Here is a 16,494-nt window from a genome sequence, read left to right on the forward strand (position 1 = left end):
GGTCAGTTCAGCCCTTCGGCGAGCGGCCCCAGTGCGAGCACGGGGAAGTAGGTCAGCGCCGTCACGATCACGGAGACGCCGGTGAGGAGGCCCACGAACTGCGGGCGGTGGGTGGGCAGGGTGCCCGCGGTCGCGGGCGCCTTGCCCTGGGCGGCGAACGAGCCGGCGAGGGCGAGCACGAGCACGATCGGCACGAACCGGCCGAGCAGCATCGCGACGCCGAGGGCCGTGTTGAACCAGGGCGTGTTCGCCGTGAGCCCGGCGAAGGCCGAGCCGTTGTTGTTCGCGGCCGAGGTGAAGGCGTAGAGCACCTCGCTGAAGCCGTGCAGGCCGGGGTTCCAGATCGACGTGCCCTCGACGTCGGCGCGCACCGCGGGGATCGCGAAGCTCAGCGCCGTGCCGGTGAGCACGAGCGTCGGGGTGACGAGGATGTACAGGCTCGCGAGCTTGATCTCGCGCGGCCCGATCGCCTTGCCGAGGTACTCGGGCGTCCGGCCGACGAGCAGCCCCGCGATGAACACGGTGATGACGGCGAGCACGAGGATCCCGTAGAGCCCCGAGCCGACCCCGCCGGGGGCGATCTCGCCGAGCATCATGTTGATCATCGCGACCATGCCGCCGAGCGCCGTGTACGAGTCGTGCATCGAGTCGACGGCGCCCGTCGAGGTGAGCGTCGAGGTCGAGCCGAACAGGGTCGATCCCCAGACGCCGAACCGCACCTCCTTGCCCTCCATGGCGCCGCCGGCGAGCTGGGGAGCCGTGCCGGCGCCCCGGACCTCCGCCCAGGTCATCGCGGTGAGCGAGACGACGGCGATGGTCGTCATGACGGCCGCGATCGCGCGTCCCTCGCGGACCGAGCCGACCATCCGGCCGAAGGTGCGAGGCAGCGAGAACGGGATGACGAGCATCAGCACGACCTGGAACAGGTTCGTCCAGGCGGTCGGGTTCTCGAACGGGTGCGCGCTGTTGGCGTTGAAGAAGCCGCCGCCGTTCGTGCCCAGCAGCTTGATCGCCTCCTGCGAGGCCACCGGCCCGCCCGGGATCACCGCCGAGCCGCCGCTCAGCGTCGTGACCGTCTCGGGCGCGGCGAAGGTCTGCACGACGCCGCCGGCCAGCAGCACGAAGGCCGCGACGACCGCCAGCGGCAGCAGGATGCGCGTCACCGAGCGGGTCAGGTCGACCCAGAAGTTGCCGAGGGTGCCGCTGCGGGCCCGGGCGAGGCCGCGGATCAGCGCCACGGCGACGGCGATCCCGACGGCGGCCGAGACGAAGTTCTGCACGGCGAGGCCCGCGAGCTGCACGGCGTAGCCCATCGTCAGCTCGGGCGAGTAGGACTGCCAGTTCGTGTTCGCGACGAAGCTCGCGGCGGTGTTGAACGCGAGGTCGGGCGGCACGGCGGGCAGGCCGAGGGAGGCGGGCAGCAGCGCCTGCGTGCGCTGCAGCACGTAGAGCAGGACGAGGCCGACGACCGAGAAGGCGAGGACGCCGCGGAGGTACGCTCGCCAGGTCTGCTCGGACGAGCTGTCGACCCCGATGGCGCGGTAGAGCAGCCGCTCGGCCGCGAGGTCGCGGGTGCTCGTGAAGGTGCGCGCCATGTGGTCGCCGAGCGGCCGGTGCAGCACCACGAGCACCAGCACGACGGTGGCGATCTGCAGGAGGCCTGCGAGGGTGTCGTTCACGCCTGCCGCCTAGAACTTCTCGGGCGCGACGAGCGCGACCACGAGGTAGACGAGGGCGGCCACGGCGAGGACGACCGCGACGATGCCGAGGGCGGTCACAGGCGCTCCACCCCCTTCGCCACGAGGGCGACGACCGTCATGACGGCGACGATGGTGAGCAGGTAGACGAGGTCGAGCACGGTGGTGACTCCGAGTCCAGGAGGAGCGGGTGCGGCCGGCGGCGCCGGTCGCGTGCCCGACGGGGGCACGGTCACCCAGCAGACACCGGCGCACGGGCCCGGACGGCGGTCCTCACGGGTTCCCTACGGCGGCGGGCGGCATCCTCGCGGTTCGCTGACGCGGCGCGGCTGACTGGCGACGCGGAGCGGCCGGTCGGCGACGCGGAGCGGATGGCTCGCACGCGTCGGCGCAAAGAAAAAGGCCCCGTGCATCGATCTGGCGAGATCACAACGCGACGGGGCCCCGCGGAGCCGGTGGGATTTGAACCCACGGTTCCCACAAAGGGAACTCCACCTTAGCAGGGTGGTGCACTAGGCCGAACTATGCGACGGCTCCATGCGCAGTCTCGTGCGGGACGTGACGGCGCACCCACGATCATAGCGGGCCGGACGCGATCTGCCGAACCGCGCCTCCTCGACGGGCCGAGCCGCGCCTCCCCGGGCCTTCGGGCGGGCCCGGTCACCCGTGATTCACCCGGTGATCCCCCGTTCGGGGGGCGTCGCGGCCTTGTCCACCTATATGCCGACTCATAGAGTACCCCTGGCGCCGGAGACGGCGGAGTCGTGCACCACCCGGCAGCACGGTGCGTCCTCGGACGCGACGATTCCCCCCTGACGACGCCGCCCCAGACCTCCGACGCACGTCCCGACAGCGTGCCGCTCCGACGCGGCACCGGCCGGAGGCATCTCTGTCGACGACGACGTCGACGTCACACCCCCTGCGGTGCCGAACCCCTGATCCCGGCACCGCAGGGCCCCCCACGGCGCGTTCGGGCGCCCGCGCGGGGATCCCCGGTCGTCCCGGCGAGCTGGTTACTCGCCGGGGCGCCCTCTCAGCCGCCCCGACCGGCGCCGCGCAGGCAGCGTCGGCAGGACTACTTCTGCAGGAAGCCGACCGAGCAGGTCTGCTCGGCCGCCGACTGGCCCGTGAGGCCGGAGATGACCTCCGGGCCGGCAGGGGCCACGGCAGGGTCGGTCGGGGCGCCGGGCGCCGGGGTCGTCGGGGCGGGCGTCCCGGACGCGGACGCGGCAGGCGCCTCGGGAGCCGCGGAGGCGCCTCCTGCGACGTCGCCCGCAGCAGCATCGCCCGCAGCCGCGTCGTCCGTGCCGGCGGACGCCGCGCCCAGGCCCTCGCTGCCGGCCTCGAGCGTGAAGGGCTGGTCGGCCCGGATCGCGTCGAACAGCTTCGTCGCGACCGAGGTGATCGGCTGCACCTTGCCCGCGTAGACCCCGGTGCCCTCGGTCGTGCCGGGGTACTGGACGAAGTTCACCTGGTCGAGCGGGAGGTCGCGCAGCGCGGAGCCGATCTGCACCATGGTGCCGAGGTCGGTGAGCTGCTCGGAGAGGGTCATGTTGCTCGCCGCCGCGCGGGCGAGCGAGTAGAGCTTGGTCGGGTTCGTGAGGGTGTCGGCGCTCTTGACCGTGCGCAGCAGCGACGACAGGTAGACCTGCTGGCTGCTGATCCGGCCGAGGTCGGAGCCGTCGCCGACGCCGTGGCGCGTGCGGAGGAACTGCAGCGCCTGCTCGCCCTGCAGCACCGTCTCGCCGGCCTGGATGTCGAGGCCCGTGTAGCGGTCCTTGATCGGGGTCGCGGCGCAGACGGGGACGCCGCCGACGGCGTTCGACATCTCGATGACGCCGTTGAACGAGATCATGCCCGCGAACGGGATGTCGAGGCCGGTCAGCTCGGACACGGTCGACACCACGCAGCTGAGGCCGCCGTACGAGTACGCCTCGTTCATCGGCCGGGCCGACATGGCGGAGTAGTAGCCGCTGCCGTCCTCCTTCGCGCAGGCGGGGATCGGGACCACCATGTCGCGGGGGATGCTGACCGCGGTCGCGTTGGAGTGGTCGGCCGAGACGTGCAGGAGGATGTTGACGTCGTTGAGGGTGGCGTCTCGCTTGCCGAAGGCGCCCTCGTCCTGGTCGGCGTCGTTGTCGGTGCCGACGACGAGCACGTTGAAGCCGCCCGGGTAGGCGTCGACGGACGGCGGCGACGCGACGATCGGTGTCTTGCCCTTCGCCGCGGGGAGCGCGACGCCCGAGCCGAGGTCCGAGCGCACCTGGTAGGCCGCGATGGCCCCGACGGACGCCCCGCTCACGAGCACCACGGCCAGGGCGCCGGCGACGACCTTGCCGATCGTGCCCAGCGGGCCCGTGGCCCGGAGGCGCCCGTGACGGGCGACGCCTCGGCCCGAGGTCTCGGCCGCACGGCGGCCGGTGCGGCTCTCCGCACGCCTCTCGGTGCGGCTGGCTGTGCGGTCGCGGTCGTCGGTCACGCGGAGTCCTCTCGGTCGACGCGGGCACGACGCGGACCCGGTGACGGTCGGCGGGGATCGTGCCTGCGCGATGGGCGGGCAGAACGGCATCGTAACGGGCGGAACCCGACGAAACGGTCCGTCGCCCAGAACGGGGGGCTCGTGGGGTTCAGGGGTAGCCGACGAACCAGAGCAGCACGACGGCGACGGGCTGCAGCGCGACGCCGACCCCGAGCAGCACCCACCGGAGGCGCGGCACGGCCACGACCGCGGGGTGGCCGAGCAGCGGCGCGACGGGCAGGAGCAGCCTCGGCAGGCTCTGCTGCGGCAGGAACACGGCGACGAGGTAGAGCAGGTAGCTCGCGGCGTACGACACGACCTCGACGCCCATCGCCCGCGTCGACCGACGGGTGAACGCCCAGGTCACGACCCCGAGCAGCACCCCGACGAGCACGATCCCCGCCGCGCCGAGGAACGTGCCCGCCATCACGAACCACGGCGTCAACGGGGCGAAGTGCTGGCGCCCGACGAAGCCGACCCACCACGAGAGCTCGGTGTCGAGGTAGGCGCCCGAGCGGCCGGTCACGTGGTCCGCGACCACGGGCCACGCGAGGCCCGCCGCCGAGATCAGCAGCCCGGCCACGACGACCGAGACGCGCTCGCGCCTCCTGAACCCTCGACCCTCGCGTCGCAGCCGCACGATCGCGGTCACGGCGAGCGCCAGGGCGAGCGCCAGCACGCCGGGCCGGGTGAAGGCGGCGACGACGCCGAACGGGACCATCAGCAGGTACTGCCGGCGCACCAGGGCCAGCAGCGCCGCGAAGGTGAGCAGCAGCATCAGGCTCTCGGCGTAGGCGACCTGCAGCACGAACGAGAGCGGCCCGAAGCAGAACAGGGCGACGGCCCAGAGGGCGCTCTGCGCGCCGACCGTCTCGAGGACGACACGGTGCAGCAGCACCGCGGCGCCGCCTCCTGCGACCACGGCCACGACGAGGCCGATCGCGAAGAAGGCGTTCCCGGCGAGGTCGACGCCGAGCACGGACGCGACGCCGCGCACGAGCCCCGGGAACACCGGCAGGAAGGCCCACGGGTTGGGCAGCACGTGGCCGTCGTCGTCGACGGGCAGCTCGGTCGGGTAGCCCTGCTGCGCGATGGTCCGGTAGAAGCTCGCGTCCCACGAGCCGGAGAAGGAGGCGAAGCTCGGGTCGGCACGATGGCTCGCGAAGGCCCAGCCCTGCGAGGTCGCGAGCGAGAAGAGCCCGCCGAGCCAGGCGCTCGAGACGAGCCGCGAGAGGGCGTACAGCACGAGCACGACGACCACGGGAGGGGCGCCCTGCAGTCGGGGGCTGAGTCGCAGGCGCACCCCGTCAGCCTAGGAGGCGCCTCCTCGATCCCGAGATCCGTCCTGTCGATCGTCGGGAACCTTTTGTCATGGGTCGACAGAAGTGACAGAGTTGACGTGCACGCCCTCGATCTTCCTCTCCGGCCCTCCGGCCACCACGAGATCCACCACGACAAAGGAGTTCGCCATGACCTCGTCACCCTCCGTCCAGCTCTACACGGTCAGGGACGCCATCTCGGCCGACCTGCAGGGCGCCGTCGCCCGCGTCGCCGAGATCGGCTTCACCAAGGTCGAGCCCTACGACTTCGTCGCCCGCGCCGACGAGCTCGAGAAGGCCTTCGCCGCCTCGGGCGTCACCGCACCCTCCGCCCACGCGCCGGTCATCGACTCGACCGAGCCCGAGCGCGCCTTCGCCGCCGCCGCCCAGCTCGGCGTCGGCACGGTCATCGACCCCTTCATCCCCAGCGACCGCTGGCAGACCGCCGACGACGCCCGCGCGATCGCCGACCGCGTCAACGAGCTGCAGGTGCAGGCCGCCGCCACAGGACTCAAGTTCGGCTACCACAACCACCAGTGGGAGTTCGCGAACAAGGTCGACGGGCGCCCCGTCTACGAGTTCTTCCTCGAGCGCCTGAACGACGACGTCGTGCTCGAGATCGACACCTTCTGGTCGACCGTCGGCGGCATGGACACCCCCGCGCTGCTGCGGTCGCTGGGCGACCGCGTCCAGTTCCTGCACGTCAAGGACGGCCGCATCTCGGGCGACATCGCCACCGCGCTGCCGAGCAGCGAGAGCGCCCTGGAGGTGCCCGAGGCCCTCGCCGCGGCGTTCAAGAACCAGACGCCCGCCGGCCAGGGCGACGTCGACGTCGCCGCCGTGCTCGCCGCGGCTCCGCACGCGCTGCGCGTCGTCGAGTTCGACGACTACAGCGGGAACGTCTTCGACGGCATCGCCGAGTCGCTCGCGTGGCTCGCGGAGAACGACAAGTGACCGGCGTCGAGACGGACGCCACCGGCGGGACCGGCCGCACCGGCACCGGCCGCACGGGCCGCGTCGGCGTCGGCGTCGTCGGCGCGGGCGTCATCAGCGGCACCTACCTCGAGAACATGACGAGGTTCCCCGACCTCGAGGTCCTCTTCGTCGCCGACCTCATCGCCGACCGCGCCCGGTCGCGCGCCGAGGAGTACGGCGTGCCCCGCCACGGCACCGTCGAGGAGCTCCTCGCGATCGACGAGATCGAGATCGTCGTCAACCTGACGATCCCGGCCGTCCACGCCGAGGTCGGCCGCCAGATCGTCGCCGCGGGCAAGAGCGTCTGGAGCGAGAAGCCGCTGGCCCTCGACCACACCTCGGGCAGCGACCTGCTGGCCGCGGCCGACGCGGCGGGCGTCCGCGTCGCCTGCGCGCCCGACACCGTGCTGGGCGCCGGCATCCAGTCGGCGATGCGCGCGATCGCCCGCGGCGACATCGGCGAGCCGCTGACCGCGACGACGCTGTTCCACGTGCCGGGGCCCGACGCGTGGCACCCGGACCCCGAGTTCCTCTTCGCGAAGGGCGCGGGCCCGCTGTTCGACATGGGCCCGTACTACGTGACGACGCTCGTGCACGCGTTCGGCGCCGCGAGCTCGGTGAGCGCCGTCTCGTCGACGTCGCGCACCACGCGCTCGATCGGCAGCGGCCCCCGCGCCGGCACCGAGTTCCCCGTCGAGGTGCCGACGCACCACGCGGCGCTCATCTCGTTCGAGGGCGGGCAGTCGGCGCAGTCGACCTTCTCGTTCCAGAACGCGCTGCCCCGCATGGGCTTCGTCGAGATCAGCGGCACCGAGGGCACGATCGTGCTGCCCGACCCCAACACCTTCGAGGGCGACTCCACGATCTGGCGCTTCGGCCAGGACGAGCCGAGCACCCTCACGGCTGCGGGATCGACCTACGGCCGAGGCTCGGGCGTGCTCGACCTCGCCCGGGCGCTGCGCGGCGGCGACGCCGAGCGTGCGAGCGGCGCCGTCGCGTCGCACGTGCTCGACGTGCTGCTCGCGGTCAGCGAGGCCGCGGAGTCGCGCTCGGTCGTCGAGGTCGCCTCGACCGTCGCGAAGCCGCAGCCGCTGGCCGAGGCCTGGGACCCGTCCGAGGCCACGCTCTAGGTCGGCCCCGCCGGGACGACCCGGCCGCCTGCAGGAGGCGCGGTGCGAGCGAGGCTCGCGCCGCGCCTCCTGCGCGTCTCCGGCCGGGCAGCTGCGCAGCCCTTGCTCGGACAGGACCGTCCTCTCGGGAGCGCGGCGAGTCTGCTTTCCGCAAATGCCGACCGAGCCCCTCGCAATGGCGGGTTTTCCCGTCACGATCGGGGCTGCAGGGCGCTTGCGGTCGGCATTTGCGGCCATCGAGCGCACGCGGGCAGGAAGCCGATCAGCGCGCGACGGGCCCGAGGGACTCCCGCCCGGCCCGAGCCTCAGCGCCGGTTCGCGACCAGCGCCGTCGCGTACGACGGGAACCACACGCCCGCCGCGGGCCCGCCGTTGCACGTGCCGTCGCTCGCGCCGGGCGTCTTGACCCAGAGCAGCGCGTCGAGCGCGCCCGTCCCCGAGGTCGCCACGCGGGGCGTCTGTCCGAGTCCGGCGCCGGGGGCGTTGCACCAGGTGCCCTTCCACCCGCGCCCGTTCCGGGACACGTCGATCACGTACCGGGCCCCGCCCGTCGCGGCGGAGACCGCGTCGGCGTAGGCCCGCTCCTGGTCGACCGTGTAGTAGTTCGCGACGTTCGTGTAGAAGCCGCGGGCCTTGTCGATCCCCGCCGCCTTGAGCCTGACGGCCATGTCGGCGGGCTTCACCCAGTTCGAGTTGCCCCCGTCGAGGTAGGCGGGCACGCCGGCGCGCGAGAAGGCGGCGACGGCGCTCGCGATCGTGGCGGTCCGGGTCGCGGTGAGTGCCGGGCACGAGCTGAGGTGCCCCAGCGAGTCGGGCTCGACGAGCACGACGGCACGGTGCCCCGCGAGCGCGGTCGCGACCTTCTGGTTCCAGGCCAGGTAGGCGGCGTCGCTCGCCGCGCCTCCTGCGGAGTGCCCGCCGCAGTCGCGCCCGGGGATGTCGTACGTGACGAACACCGGCGTCGTCCCTTTCGCCTCGGCGGCGGCCAGGTTCCGCTGGATCACCTTCACCAGCATCGCGTCGTCGTACCAGGAGCCGAGCCAGATCGCGATCGGCTGCGCCGCGATCGTGCGGGCCGCGGCGGCGTCGGCAGTGCGCCCCTGGGCGGCGAGCTGGGTCGCGGCGGTGGCCGCGGGACCGTACTGCTCGACGTGCAGCCCGCCCTTGAAGACGGTCGCGGCCGACGCGGAGCGGATCGTCGAGGAGGTGGTGGTCGCGGTCGTGCGGGGAGCCGCGGCCTCCGCAGCCGAGCCGGGGGACGAGGAGGCGGGAGGTGCGACGACGAGACCGGCCGCGAGCGCGACGACGGCCCCGGCGACGACGCCCGCGCGGGCGAGGTCGATCACGGGAGGGTCCTTGGAGGTGAGGAAGGGTGCGGGTTCGCAGGGCCGGGAACGAGGTTCCCGGAGGCCGGGCAGGTGCTGCGCCGTCGGCGGGGCGTCGGCGCCGGCCGGCGGGCCTCGGTCGGCCCGCCTGGCGACGACGTCAGTGCACCACGACGCCGGATCCGCCCCCACCCCCCGTCCGGAGGCGGTCGTCGCCCGTCTTCGGGGGTGGGGGTACGTCGCGCGTCCTCGCTGCGCAGGACCGGGGCGAGGGTTCCTGCGCATCCGGTGCGCGTCTCCTCGACGTGCTCGGCGTGCGTGCTGCCCACCAGCGGTGTGCGTGCTGTCCTCCAGCGGTGTGCGTGCTGTCCTCCAGCGGTGTGCGGGCTGTCCGCCGCGGCGTGCACGCTGTCCGGCCGCGGCCGGCGAGCAGGCCAGCCGCGGTCGCCGAGCGACCGCGCGCGCAGCACCCTTGTCCGGCCTTGCACCCCGAAGTGGACCAGACACCCCCGAACGACGAGGTGCATGGTCCACTTCGGGGTGCGGCAGCCTGCGTCGACAGGCCCGCGGCACGGGTCGAGGCGCGCGGCGCGCGGCGCGGGTCGGCGCGCGCGGCGCACGGCGCAGGTCAGCGCGCGGCACACGGCGCAGGTCAGCGCGCGCGGCACACGGCGCAGGTCAGCGCGCGGCGGCGGCGGTCACTACGCGCGGCGTGCGGCGCGGGTCAGCGCGCCCGGCGCGCGGCGGCGGCCTCGACGGCGGCGACCGCGGCGGCGACTCCCCCGCCCCAGGGGGCGCCGTGCCCGGGCAGCACCCACGTCGCGCCCGTGTCGACCAGGGCCCGCAGCGACGCGACGGCACGCTCGGGCTCGTCGGTGAAGGGCGCCGGCTGCGGCCCCTCCGCGCCGGTGAGCACGTGCCTGGTCGTCAGCGCGTCGCCCACGAAGAGGGCATCGGCGAGAGGCACGTGGACGGCGATGCTGCCCTCGGAGTGGCCGGGCACGCTGATCACGCGCGGCGAGCCGGGCAGGTCGAGCACGTCGCCGTCGCGCACCTCGACGACCTCGCTGAGCCAGGCCGAGCGCGCGCCGCCCTTGCGGACGAAGTACGTGAGGAACTGCAGCATCGCCCCGATCTTCATCTGCTGCTTCAGGCCGGCCGGCTTGTCGCCGCCCTTCGCGCGGGAGGCGTCGGCCGAGTGGACGTAGACCGGCACCCCGTGCTCGCGGCGCAGCCACTCGGCGAAGCCCACGTGGTCGGAGTCGCCGTGCGTCAGGACCACGCCGGCGACGTCGGCCGGCCCGAGGCCGAGCGAGGCGAGCTCGGCGAGCAGCTCGCGGCGGTGGCCGGGAAGGCCAGCGTCGACGGCGGTGACGCCCTCGGGAGTGACGACGAGGTAGGAGGCGACGATGTCGTTGCCGAGGCGGTGGACGTGCTCGCTGATCTTCATGATGGCTACGATACATAGCCATCATGGCTACGGTCAATAGGTATGGTGGACGGATGCCGACTCCTGACCGCACCTCCTTGGAGGCCATCGTCACCGCCGCCCGCGACCTGCTCGAGACGGAGGGGCTGGCCGGCCTGACCATGCAGGCGGTGGCCGAGCGGGTCGGCGTGCGCGCCCCCTCCTTGTACAAGCGGGTGCAGGGGCGGGACCAGCTGGTGCAGCTGGTGGCGGAGGCGACCCTCGAGGAGGTGGGCGTGCGGCTCGAGGAGAGCGCCGACCTGGGCGACCTGGTCGACCGGTTCCGGACGTTCGGGCACGAGCGGCCGGCGGCGTTCCAGCTGGTGATGACGCCGGGGCCGGGCGTCCCGACCGCGCGGCCGGAGTTCGGCGCGGCGACGAGCCGGCCGATCCTGCGTCACGCGGGCGCCCTCGCGGGCGAGGACCGGGCGCTGGAGGCGGCGCGCACGGTGACCGCCTGGGCCGCCGGCTTCGTGAGCATGGAGCTCGCCGGCGGCTTCGGACTCGGCGGCGACGTCGACGCCGCCTGGCGGTTCGGGGCCGAGCGGATCGTGGCGGCGGTGTCGACCGCCTGATGACGGGCCTGCCGTCCCCGCTCGACTGCATGCCTGGCCGCCTGCCTGCCTGACGGCCTGCACGGCCACCTGCCGGCCTGCCCGGCCGCCTACGGCGTCGGCGGGTAGTCGCGCCGCTCGGGGATGACGCCGCGGACTCCCCCGCGGGGCTCAGGCACGTCGCCCGTCCACCGGGGGATGACGTGCACGTGGAGGTGCATGACCGTCTGGCCGGCCGCCTCCCCGACGTTGACGCCGAGGGTGTAGCCGTCGGGCGCGAGCTCCTGGTCCAGCTGCAGCCGCACCTCCTCGACCAGGGCCGTGAGGGCGGCGTGCTCGTCGATCGTCGCGTCGAACCAGGTCGCCACCTCCCGTCGCGGCACGACCAGCGTGTGGCCGGGCGAGACGGGGTTCGCGTCGCGCACCGCGAAGGCCAGCTCGTTCGCGGCGACGTGCTGGTCGGCGGGGATGCACGTGAACGGCGACGACATGTCCACACCCTAGGGGCGCGCCCTTGTGGCGCCGAGGGTGCACGGCCAGGATGAGCGCGACCCGCTCGCGGCTGCCGTGCGCGGAGCTGCGGCTGCGGCTGCGGCCGCGACTGCGACTGCGACTGCGGCTGCGGCTGGGCGAGCAGCGGGCGACGGGTCCACGACGAGAGGAACACATCATGGCGTCAGGCGGAGAAGGACTCAGCAAGGAGGAGCGCGCGGCCGTGAAGGAACGCGCGGCCGAGCTGCGCGCCGAGGCGAAGCGGCAGAAGTCCGCGGACAAGTCGGCGGCCGAGCTGCAGGCGGTCCTCGACGCGCACGCCGCGATGACCGAGGAGGAGCGGGCCGTCGCCGAGGGACTGCACGCGCTGGTGCTCGAGCACGCCCCGATGCTCGCCCCCAAGACCTGGTACGGGTTCCCCTCGTACGCCGACGCGGACGGCAAGATCGTCGTGTTCTTCCAGCCCGGCTCGAAGTTCGGCGGGCGCTACTCGACGATGGGGTTCCAGGACGCGGCCCAGCTCGACGACGGCGACATGTGGCCGACGTCGTACGCGCTCGCGAGCGTCGACGAGACGACGAGCCCCGTCATCGCGGCGCTGCTGCGCAAGGCGACCGGGCAGGGCGCGTAGCCGCGCCGCTGCAGCCCCACCCGCGCCTCCTTCACCGCCCGCGCCTGCCTCGTGCGAAGCTGACCGCATGGACCTCGTCGTGTCGCGTGCGCTCACCGTGCCCGCGGCCGAGCTCGTGTGGCGGTTCTCGCGCTCGTCGGGCCCGGGAGGTCAGCACGTGAACACGTCCGACAGCCGGGTGCAGCTCTCGTGGGACGTCGCCTCCTCCGCCGCCGTCAGCGACGACCAGCGCGACCTGCTGCTCGCCCGCCTCGGTGGTCGGCTCGTCGACGGCGTGCTCACGGTCACGTCGTCCGAGCAGCGGTCGCAGCTGCGCAACCGCGAGACCGCGCTGGCGAAGCTCGCCGACGTGGTCGCCGCGGGACTCGCTCCCGATGCAGCGCCTCGGCGTCCGACCCGGCGCACCCGCGGCTCGGACCGCCGCCGGCTCACCGCGAAGAACGAACGCTCGGCCACGAAGCAGCAGCGCCGACGCCCGACAGACGACTAGCGCGTCGCGTCGCTGGCGGTGCGGGTCGTCGCGCTGAGCAGGCTGGCCGGGCTGGGCGGGCTGATCCGGCTGGGCGGGCTGATCAGGCTGGCCGGGCTCGGGAGGCTGCTCGTTCGGGCCGTGGTGGCGGAGGGCGTGGGATTCGAACCCACGAGACATCTCTGCCCACTTGTTTTCAAGACAAGCTCCATCGGCCGCTCGGACAGCCCTCCCGGCACACCCGCCGGAGCCGGTGCGACCGCGTTGAGTCTAGCCGAGGAGGCGCGGCACCAGCCGGGCAGGATCGCCGCGCTGCCTACCCCGCACGTCGGCCGCCGCGGGGCTGGTGCGTCCGCACCCGCCGAACCCGCTCGCACCCCGCCGCGCGAGCGAGGGTCCGCGCGGGTCCCGCGGGTCTCGGCGGCAGACAAGCCGCCGCGGCCCGCGAACCCGCACGCGAGGACACCGCACCGGGTTTCGTACACTGCACCAGGTCTAGACGCAGTGCAGTGAACGAAAGCCGGTGCGTTGCGCCATGCGGCAGCGCCGCAGCGCGCCGGCGCCAGCTCAGAGCTGCGCGAGCGCCTCCGCGAGGCCGTCGTCGAGGTCGGTGCGGGTGCGCTCGTTGGCGACCTCGTGCACGTCGTCGGGCGCCTGCCCCATCGAGACGCCGCGACCTTCGGCAGCGGCCCAGTGCAGCATGGCGATGTCGTTGCGGCCGTCGCCCACGGCGAGGACGCGATCGCGCGGGATGCCGAGGTCGGCACGCACGCGCTCGAGGGCGGTCGCCTTCGTCACGCCGTCGGGAGCGATGTCGAGCCACGCGGTCCAGCCGACGTTGTAGTTCACCTTCTGCAGGCCCATCCGCTCGACCACCTCGAGGAAGTCATCGGTGTCGTGCGACGGCGACACCACGACGACGCGGGTCGCCGGGATGTCGAAGAGCTGCTCGAACTCGACCTTCTCGGCACCGCCCGTGTGCTCCACCTGCGGGAACGAGCCGCAGTAGCGCATGACGCCGTCGCGGTCCTCCACCGCATAAGCCGCCTCGTTCAGTCCCTCGCGGATGGTGGTCAGCACGTCGGTCGGGTCGAACTCCTCGACGTGGAACTGCGAGTAGCCGGTCGGCGCCGACTCGTCGCGACCCAGCGTGATGGCCCCGTTCGCGCAGACCACGTACTCGGACACGAGGCCGAGACGGTCCATCACGGGCAGCGTCATCGACACCGATCGCCCGGTCGCGATCATCACCGCGTGCCCCTGGGAGGCGAGGCGCGTGATCTCGCCGGCCACCGCCTCCGAGATGGTGCCGCCTTCTTGCATGATCGTGCCGTCGACGTCGAGCGCGACGAGCCAGCGCTCGTCGGCCGAGACGGTCGCCGCCACGGGGGACTGCCCGCGGCGGGTGTCGTCGTCCCCGCTCGAGCCCTCGCTCGTCGTCATCTCGTCGGCGCTCACGCGACCGGCTCGATGACCTCGAGGCCGCCGAGCCACGGACGCAGTGCCTCGGGCACGACGACCGAGCCGTCGGCCTGCTGGTGCGTCTCGAGGATCGCCACCAGCCAGCGCGTGGTCGCCAGCGTGCCGTTCAGCGTCGCGACGGGCGCGGTCTTGCCGCTCTCGGTGCGGTAGCGGGTGTCGAGGCGACGCGCCTGGAACGTGGTGCAGTTCGAGGTGCTGCTGAGCTCGCGGTAGGTGCCCTGCGTCGGCACCCACGCCTCGATGTCGAACTTGCGCGCCGCGCTCGAGCCGAGGTCGCCCGCGGCCACGTCGATCACGCGGTAGTTGAGGCCGAGCGCCTGCATCATCGACTCCTGCAGCGCGACGAGCGCGTCGTGCTCCTGCTCGGCCTGGTCGGGGTGCACGTAGCTGAACATCTCGAGCTTGTTGAACTGGTGCACGCGGAGGATGCCGCGGTTGTCCTTGCCGGCGGCGCCCGCCTCGCGGCGGTAGCAGGTCGACCAGCCGGCGTAGCGGATCGGCCCGGCGGTCACGTCGAGGATCTCGTCGGAGTGGTACCCGGCGAGGGCGACCTCGCTCGTGCCGGTCAGGTAGAGGTCGTCGGCGGGCAGGTGGTAGACCTCGTCGGAGTGCGACCCCAGGAACCCGGTGCCCGCCATGATCTCGGGCCGCACCAGCGTCGGCGTGATCAGCGGCGTGAAGTCGTTCTCGATCGCCTTGTCGAGCGCCATGTTCATCAGCGCGAGCTCGAGGCGGGCGCCGATGCCGCGGAGGAAGTAGAAGCGCGAGCCCGACACCTTCGTGCCGCGCTTGATGTCGATCGCACCCAGCTTCTCGCCGAGGTCGGCGTGGTCGAGGGGCTCGAAGTCGAAGGAGGGGCGGGTGCCGACCTCGCGGAGCGTCGCGAAGTTCTCCTCGCCACCGGCAGGCACGCCGTCGACGACGACGTTGCCGAGCGAGCGGACGGCCTTGTCGAAGGCGGTGTCGGCCTCGGTCGACGCGGCCTGCGCCTCCTTGACCTTCGCGGCCAGCTGCTGGGCCTGCGCGACGAGACCGGCCTTCTCCTCTTTCGGCGCCTTGGCGACGGTCTTGCCGAACGCGTTCTGCTCGGCCCGCAGCTCCTCGAACGAGGCGATGGCCGCGCGGCGGGCGGCGTCGGCGGCGACCGCGTCGTCGACCAGCGACTCCGACTCACCTCGGGCACGCTGGCTCGTCTTGATCACGTCGGGGGCATCGCGCAGCAGCTGGGGATCGATCACGGGTCCATCTTATGGACGCCCCCTGACGCTCGCCGCTCTCCCCGGGCGCAGGTGCGGGCCGCGCATCCTTCCCCAGGCGGTGCAGGAGGCAGGCCTCGCGTCGTGCCCGCCCGTTACGGTGGGCGGATGACGACCTCCCCCGCCGCCTCGCCCGCCGAGCCCCCCTCGACGCCCGACGCCGCGACGGCCACGAAGACGGCAGCCGTCGTCTACAACCCCATCAAGGTCGACATCGCGAAGGTCCGCGCGGCCGTGCTGCGCCACGAGGCCGAGGCCGGCTGGGGCCCGACCCGCTTCTACGAGACCAGCGTCGAAGATCCGGGCGGCGGCATCACCGCGACGGCCGTGGCCGAGGGCGCCGACGTCGTCATCGCGGCCGGCGGCGACGGCACGGTCCGCGCCGTGGCCGAGGCGCTCAGGGGATCGCACGCCGCAATCGCCCTGCTGCCGAGCGGCACGGGCAACCTGCTGGCCCGGAACCTGAACCTCGACCTCGACCACCTCGACGGCTCCGTCGCCACCGCGTTCTCCGGCCGCGACCGCGCCATCGACCTCGGGCTCGTCGACGTCGAGCGCGAGAACGGCGAGCGGGAGCGCTTCGCGTTCGTCGTCATGGCCGGCATCGGCCTCGACGCCAAGATGCTCGCCAACACCAACCCGAAGCTCAAGGCCCGCGTCGGCTGGCTCGCCTACGTCGACGCCATCGCGCGCTCGCTCCGCGACGACAACAGCATGGTCATCCGCTACGACCTCGACGGCCAGGGCCGCAAGACGATGCGTGCCCACACGGTGCTCGTCGGCAACTGCGGGCTGCTGCCCGGCAACATCATGCTGCTGCCCGACGCCGCGGTCGACGACGGCGTCTTCGACATCGTCGCCCTGCGCCCCGACGGCTTCTTCGGCTGGGTGCAGATCTGGGTCAAGATCGTGTGGGAGAACGGAGTGCTGCGTCGCAGCTCCGTCGGACGCAAGATCATGGCGCACAGCCGCGAGGTGCGCACGGTCCGCTACTCGAAGGGGCGCGAGATCGTCGTGCGCCTCGACGAGCCGCAGGACTTCGAGATGGACGGCGACTCGGTCGGCAAGGCCGTCGCCATCAAGACGTGGGTCGACCCCGGGGCGCTGACGGTGCGCGTCCCGGCCTGACGACCGGCGCCTCCTCCGCTCCCCGGTCGGGCACGCCGGACCGGGAGGAA

The 16,494-nt window shown here is 73.2% G+C and carries 17 protein-coding genes and 2 tRNA genes; 6 read left to right on the forward strand and 13 right to left on the reverse strand.

Features of this window, described 5'->3' with window-relative positions; genetic code table 11:
- Positions 1 to 2: 2 nt before the first annotated feature.
- From kdpA to ITJ48_RS07890, 6 genes are all read right to left on the reverse strand, one after another.
- Positions 3 to 1,679 carry a potassium-transporting ATPase subunit KdpA gene (gene kdpA / locus ITJ48_RS07865; RefSeq protein ID WP_194613067.1) on the reverse strand — a complete coding sequence of 559 codons (1,677 nt, stop codon included), beginning with the start codon at positions 1,677 to 1,679 and terminating at the stop codon, positions 3 to 5.
- Positions 1,680 to 1,688: 9 nt separating this feature from the next.
- Positions 1,689 to 1,778, reverse strand: coding sequence for a potassium-transporting ATPase subunit F (locus tag ITJ48_RS16655; protein ID WP_123547082.1), 90 nt, complete (start codon positions 1,776 to 1,778; stop codon positions 1,689 to 1,691).
- Positions 1,775 to 1,933 carry a hypothetical protein gene (locus tag ITJ48_RS16660; RefSeq protein ID WP_194613068.1) on the reverse strand — a complete coding sequence of 53 codons (159 nt, stop codon included), beginning with the start codon at positions 1,931 to 1,933 and terminating at the stop codon, positions 1,775 to 1,777. Before ITJ48_RS16660 ends, ITJ48_RS16655 begins: the two co-directional genes overlap by 4 nt.
- A 211-nt stretch (positions 1,934 to 2,144) precedes the next feature.
- A tRNA-Ser gene (locus ITJ48_RS07880) sits at positions 2,145 to 2,234 on the reverse strand.
- A gap of 538 nt (positions 2,235 to 2,772) precedes the next feature.
- A complete protein-coding gene (locus tag ITJ48_RS07885) occupies positions 2,773 to 4,176 on the reverse strand; it encodes an LCP family protein (protein WP_370544831.1) in 1,404 nt (467 codons plus the stop codon).
- A gap of 148 nt (positions 4,177 to 4,324) precedes the next feature.
- Entirely contained in the window at positions 4,325 to 5,518 is a 1,194-nt protein-coding gene (locus ITJ48_RS07890) for a mannosyltransferase family protein (protein WP_194613070.1), read from the reverse strand.
- 166 nt (positions 5,519 to 5,684) lie between these two features.
- Between ITJ48_RS07890 and ITJ48_RS07895 the strand changes: the two genes are divergently transcribed.
- Together ITJ48_RS07895 and ITJ48_RS07900 are read left to right on the forward strand one after the other, a co-directional pair.
- Positions 5,685 to 6,488, forward strand: a complete 804-nt coding sequence (locus ITJ48_RS07895) for a sugar phosphate isomerase/epimerase (RefSeq protein ID WP_194613071.1) — start codon at positions 5,685 to 5,687, stop codon at positions 6,486 to 6,488.
- Positions 6,485 to 7,639: a Gfo/Idh/MocA family protein gene (locus tag ITJ48_RS07900; protein ID WP_194613072.1), complete on the forward strand. Its 1,155-nt coding sequence runs from the start codon at positions 6,485 to 6,487 to the stop codon at positions 7,637 to 7,639. Before ITJ48_RS07895 ends, ITJ48_RS07900 begins: the two co-directional genes overlap by 4 nt.
- Before the next feature lie 305 nt (positions 7,640 to 7,944).
- Here the strand turns inward: ITJ48_RS07900 and ITJ48_RS07905 are convergent, their stop codons facing one another.
- On the reverse strand, positions 7,945 to 8,985 hold the full coding sequence (locus ITJ48_RS07905) for a glycoside hydrolase family 6 protein (RefSeq protein ID WP_194613073.1): 1,041 nt from the start codon (positions 8,983 to 8,985) through the stop codon (positions 7,945 to 7,947).
- A 703-nt stretch (positions 8,986 to 9,688) separates the two neighbouring features.
- Positions 9,689 to 10,414: an MBL fold metallo-hydrolase gene (locus tag ITJ48_RS07910; protein ID WP_194613074.1), complete on the reverse strand. Its 726-nt coding sequence runs from the start codon at positions 10,412 to 10,414 to the stop codon at positions 9,689 to 9,691.
- A gap of 53 nt (positions 10,415 to 10,467) precedes the next feature.
- Between ITJ48_RS07910 and ITJ48_RS07915 the strand changes: the two genes are divergently transcribed.
- Entirely contained in the window at positions 10,468 to 11,007 is a 540-nt protein-coding gene (locus ITJ48_RS07915; protein ID WP_194613075.1) for a TetR/AcrR family transcriptional regulator, read from the forward strand.
- Between the two features lie 89 nt (positions 11,008 to 11,096).
- Here ITJ48_RS07915 and ITJ48_RS07920 read toward each other — a convergent pair whose 3' ends face one another.
- Positions 11,097 to 11,477 (reverse strand): HIT family protein, encoded by a 381-nt coding sequence (locus ITJ48_RS07920; RefSeq protein WP_194613076.1) that lies wholly within the window; start codon positions 11,475 to 11,477, stop codon positions 11,097 to 11,099.
- 179 nt (positions 11,478 to 11,656) lie between these two features.
- Between ITJ48_RS07920 and ITJ48_RS07925 the strand changes: the two genes are divergently transcribed.
- Together ITJ48_RS07925 and arfB are read left to right on the forward strand one after the other, a co-directional pair.
- On the forward strand, positions 11,657 to 12,109 hold the full coding sequence (locus ITJ48_RS07925; protein WP_194613077.1) for a hypothetical protein: 453 nt from the start codon (positions 11,657 to 11,659) through the stop codon (positions 12,107 to 12,109).
- A gap of 67 nt (positions 12,110 to 12,176) precedes the next feature.
- Positions 12,177 to 12,599 carry an alternative ribosome rescue aminoacyl-tRNA hydrolase ArfB gene (arfB, locus tag ITJ48_RS07930; protein WP_194613078.1) on the forward strand — a complete coding sequence of 141 codons (423 nt, stop codon included), beginning with the start codon at positions 12,177 to 12,179 and terminating at the stop codon, positions 12,597 to 12,599.
- Here arfB and ITJ48_RS07935 read toward each other — a convergent pair.
- The 4 genes from ITJ48_RS07935 to serS all read right to left on the reverse strand — a co-directional run bounded on the left by ITJ48_RS07935 (position 12,596) and on the right by serS (position 15,298).
- Positions 12,596 to 12,751 (reverse strand): hypothetical protein, encoded by a 156-nt coding sequence (locus tag ITJ48_RS07935; protein WP_194613079.1) that lies wholly within the window; start codon positions 12,749 to 12,751, stop codon positions 12,596 to 12,598. The genes arfB and ITJ48_RS07935 overlap by 4 nt on opposite strands.
- A tRNA-Ser gene (locus ITJ48_RS07940) sits at positions 12,724 to 12,811 on the reverse strand. The genes ITJ48_RS07935 and ITJ48_RS07940 overlap by 28 nt, the downstream gene beginning before the upstream one ends.
- Before the next feature lie 334 nt (positions 12,812 to 13,145).
- Positions 13,146 to 14,036, reverse strand: a complete 891-nt coding sequence (locus ITJ48_RS07945) for an HAD family hydrolase (protein ID WP_370544832.1) — start codon at positions 14,034 to 14,036, stop codon at positions 13,146 to 13,148.
- On the reverse strand, positions 14,033 to 15,298 hold the full coding sequence (gene serS, locus ITJ48_RS07950) for a serine--tRNA ligase (protein ID WP_194613080.1): 1,266 nt from the start codon (positions 15,296 to 15,298) through the stop codon (positions 14,033 to 14,035). The genes ITJ48_RS07945 and serS overlap by 4 nt, the downstream gene beginning before the upstream one ends.
- A gap of 126 nt (positions 15,299 to 15,424) precedes the next feature.
- Between serS and ITJ48_RS07955 the strand changes: the two genes are divergently transcribed.
- Complete coding sequence (locus ITJ48_RS07955) at positions 15,425 to 16,444, forward strand: diacylglycerol kinase family protein (RefSeq protein WP_194613081.1); 1,020 nt, start codon at positions 15,425 to 15,427, stop codon at positions 16,442 to 16,444.
- Positions 16,445 to 16,494: the final 50 nt, after the last annotated feature.

The sequence above is a fragment of the Frigoribacterium sp. VKM Ac-2530 genome, assembly GCF_015350835.1.
Lineage (GTDB): Bacteria > Actinomycetota > Actinomycetes > Actinomycetales > Microbacteriaceae > Frigoribacterium.

Bases quoted from the DNA above. Each gene is read 5' to 3' on its own strand.
- ITJ48_RS07895 (WP_194613071.1), top strand. From the start codon at position 5,685: ATGACCTCGTCACCCTCCGTCCAGCTCTACACGGTCAGGGACGCCATC.
- ITJ48_RS07910 (WP_194613074.1), bottom strand. From the start codon at position 10,414: ATGAAGATCAGCGAGCACGTCCACCGCCTCGGCAACGACATCGTCGCC.
- ITJ48_RS07925 (WP_194613077.1), top strand. From the start codon at position 11,657: ATGGCGTCAGGCGGAGAAGGACTCAGCAAGGAGGAGCGCGCGGCCGTG.
- arfB (WP_194613078.1), top strand. From the start codon at position 12,177: ATGGACCTCGTCGTGTCGCGTGCGCTCACCGTGCCCGCGGCCGAGCTC.
- ITJ48_RS07955 (WP_194613081.1), top strand. From the start codon at position 15,425: ATGACGACCTCCCCCGCCGCCTCGCCCGCCGAGCCCCCCTCGACGCCC.
- ITJ48_RS07920 (WP_194613076.1), bottom strand. From the start codon at position 11,477: ATGTCGTCGCCGTTCACGTGCATCCCCGCCGACCAGCACGTCGCCGCG.
- ITJ48_RS07915 (WP_194613075.1), top strand. From the start codon at position 10,468: ATGCCGACTCCTGACCGCACCTCCTTGGAGGCCATCGTCACCGCCGCC.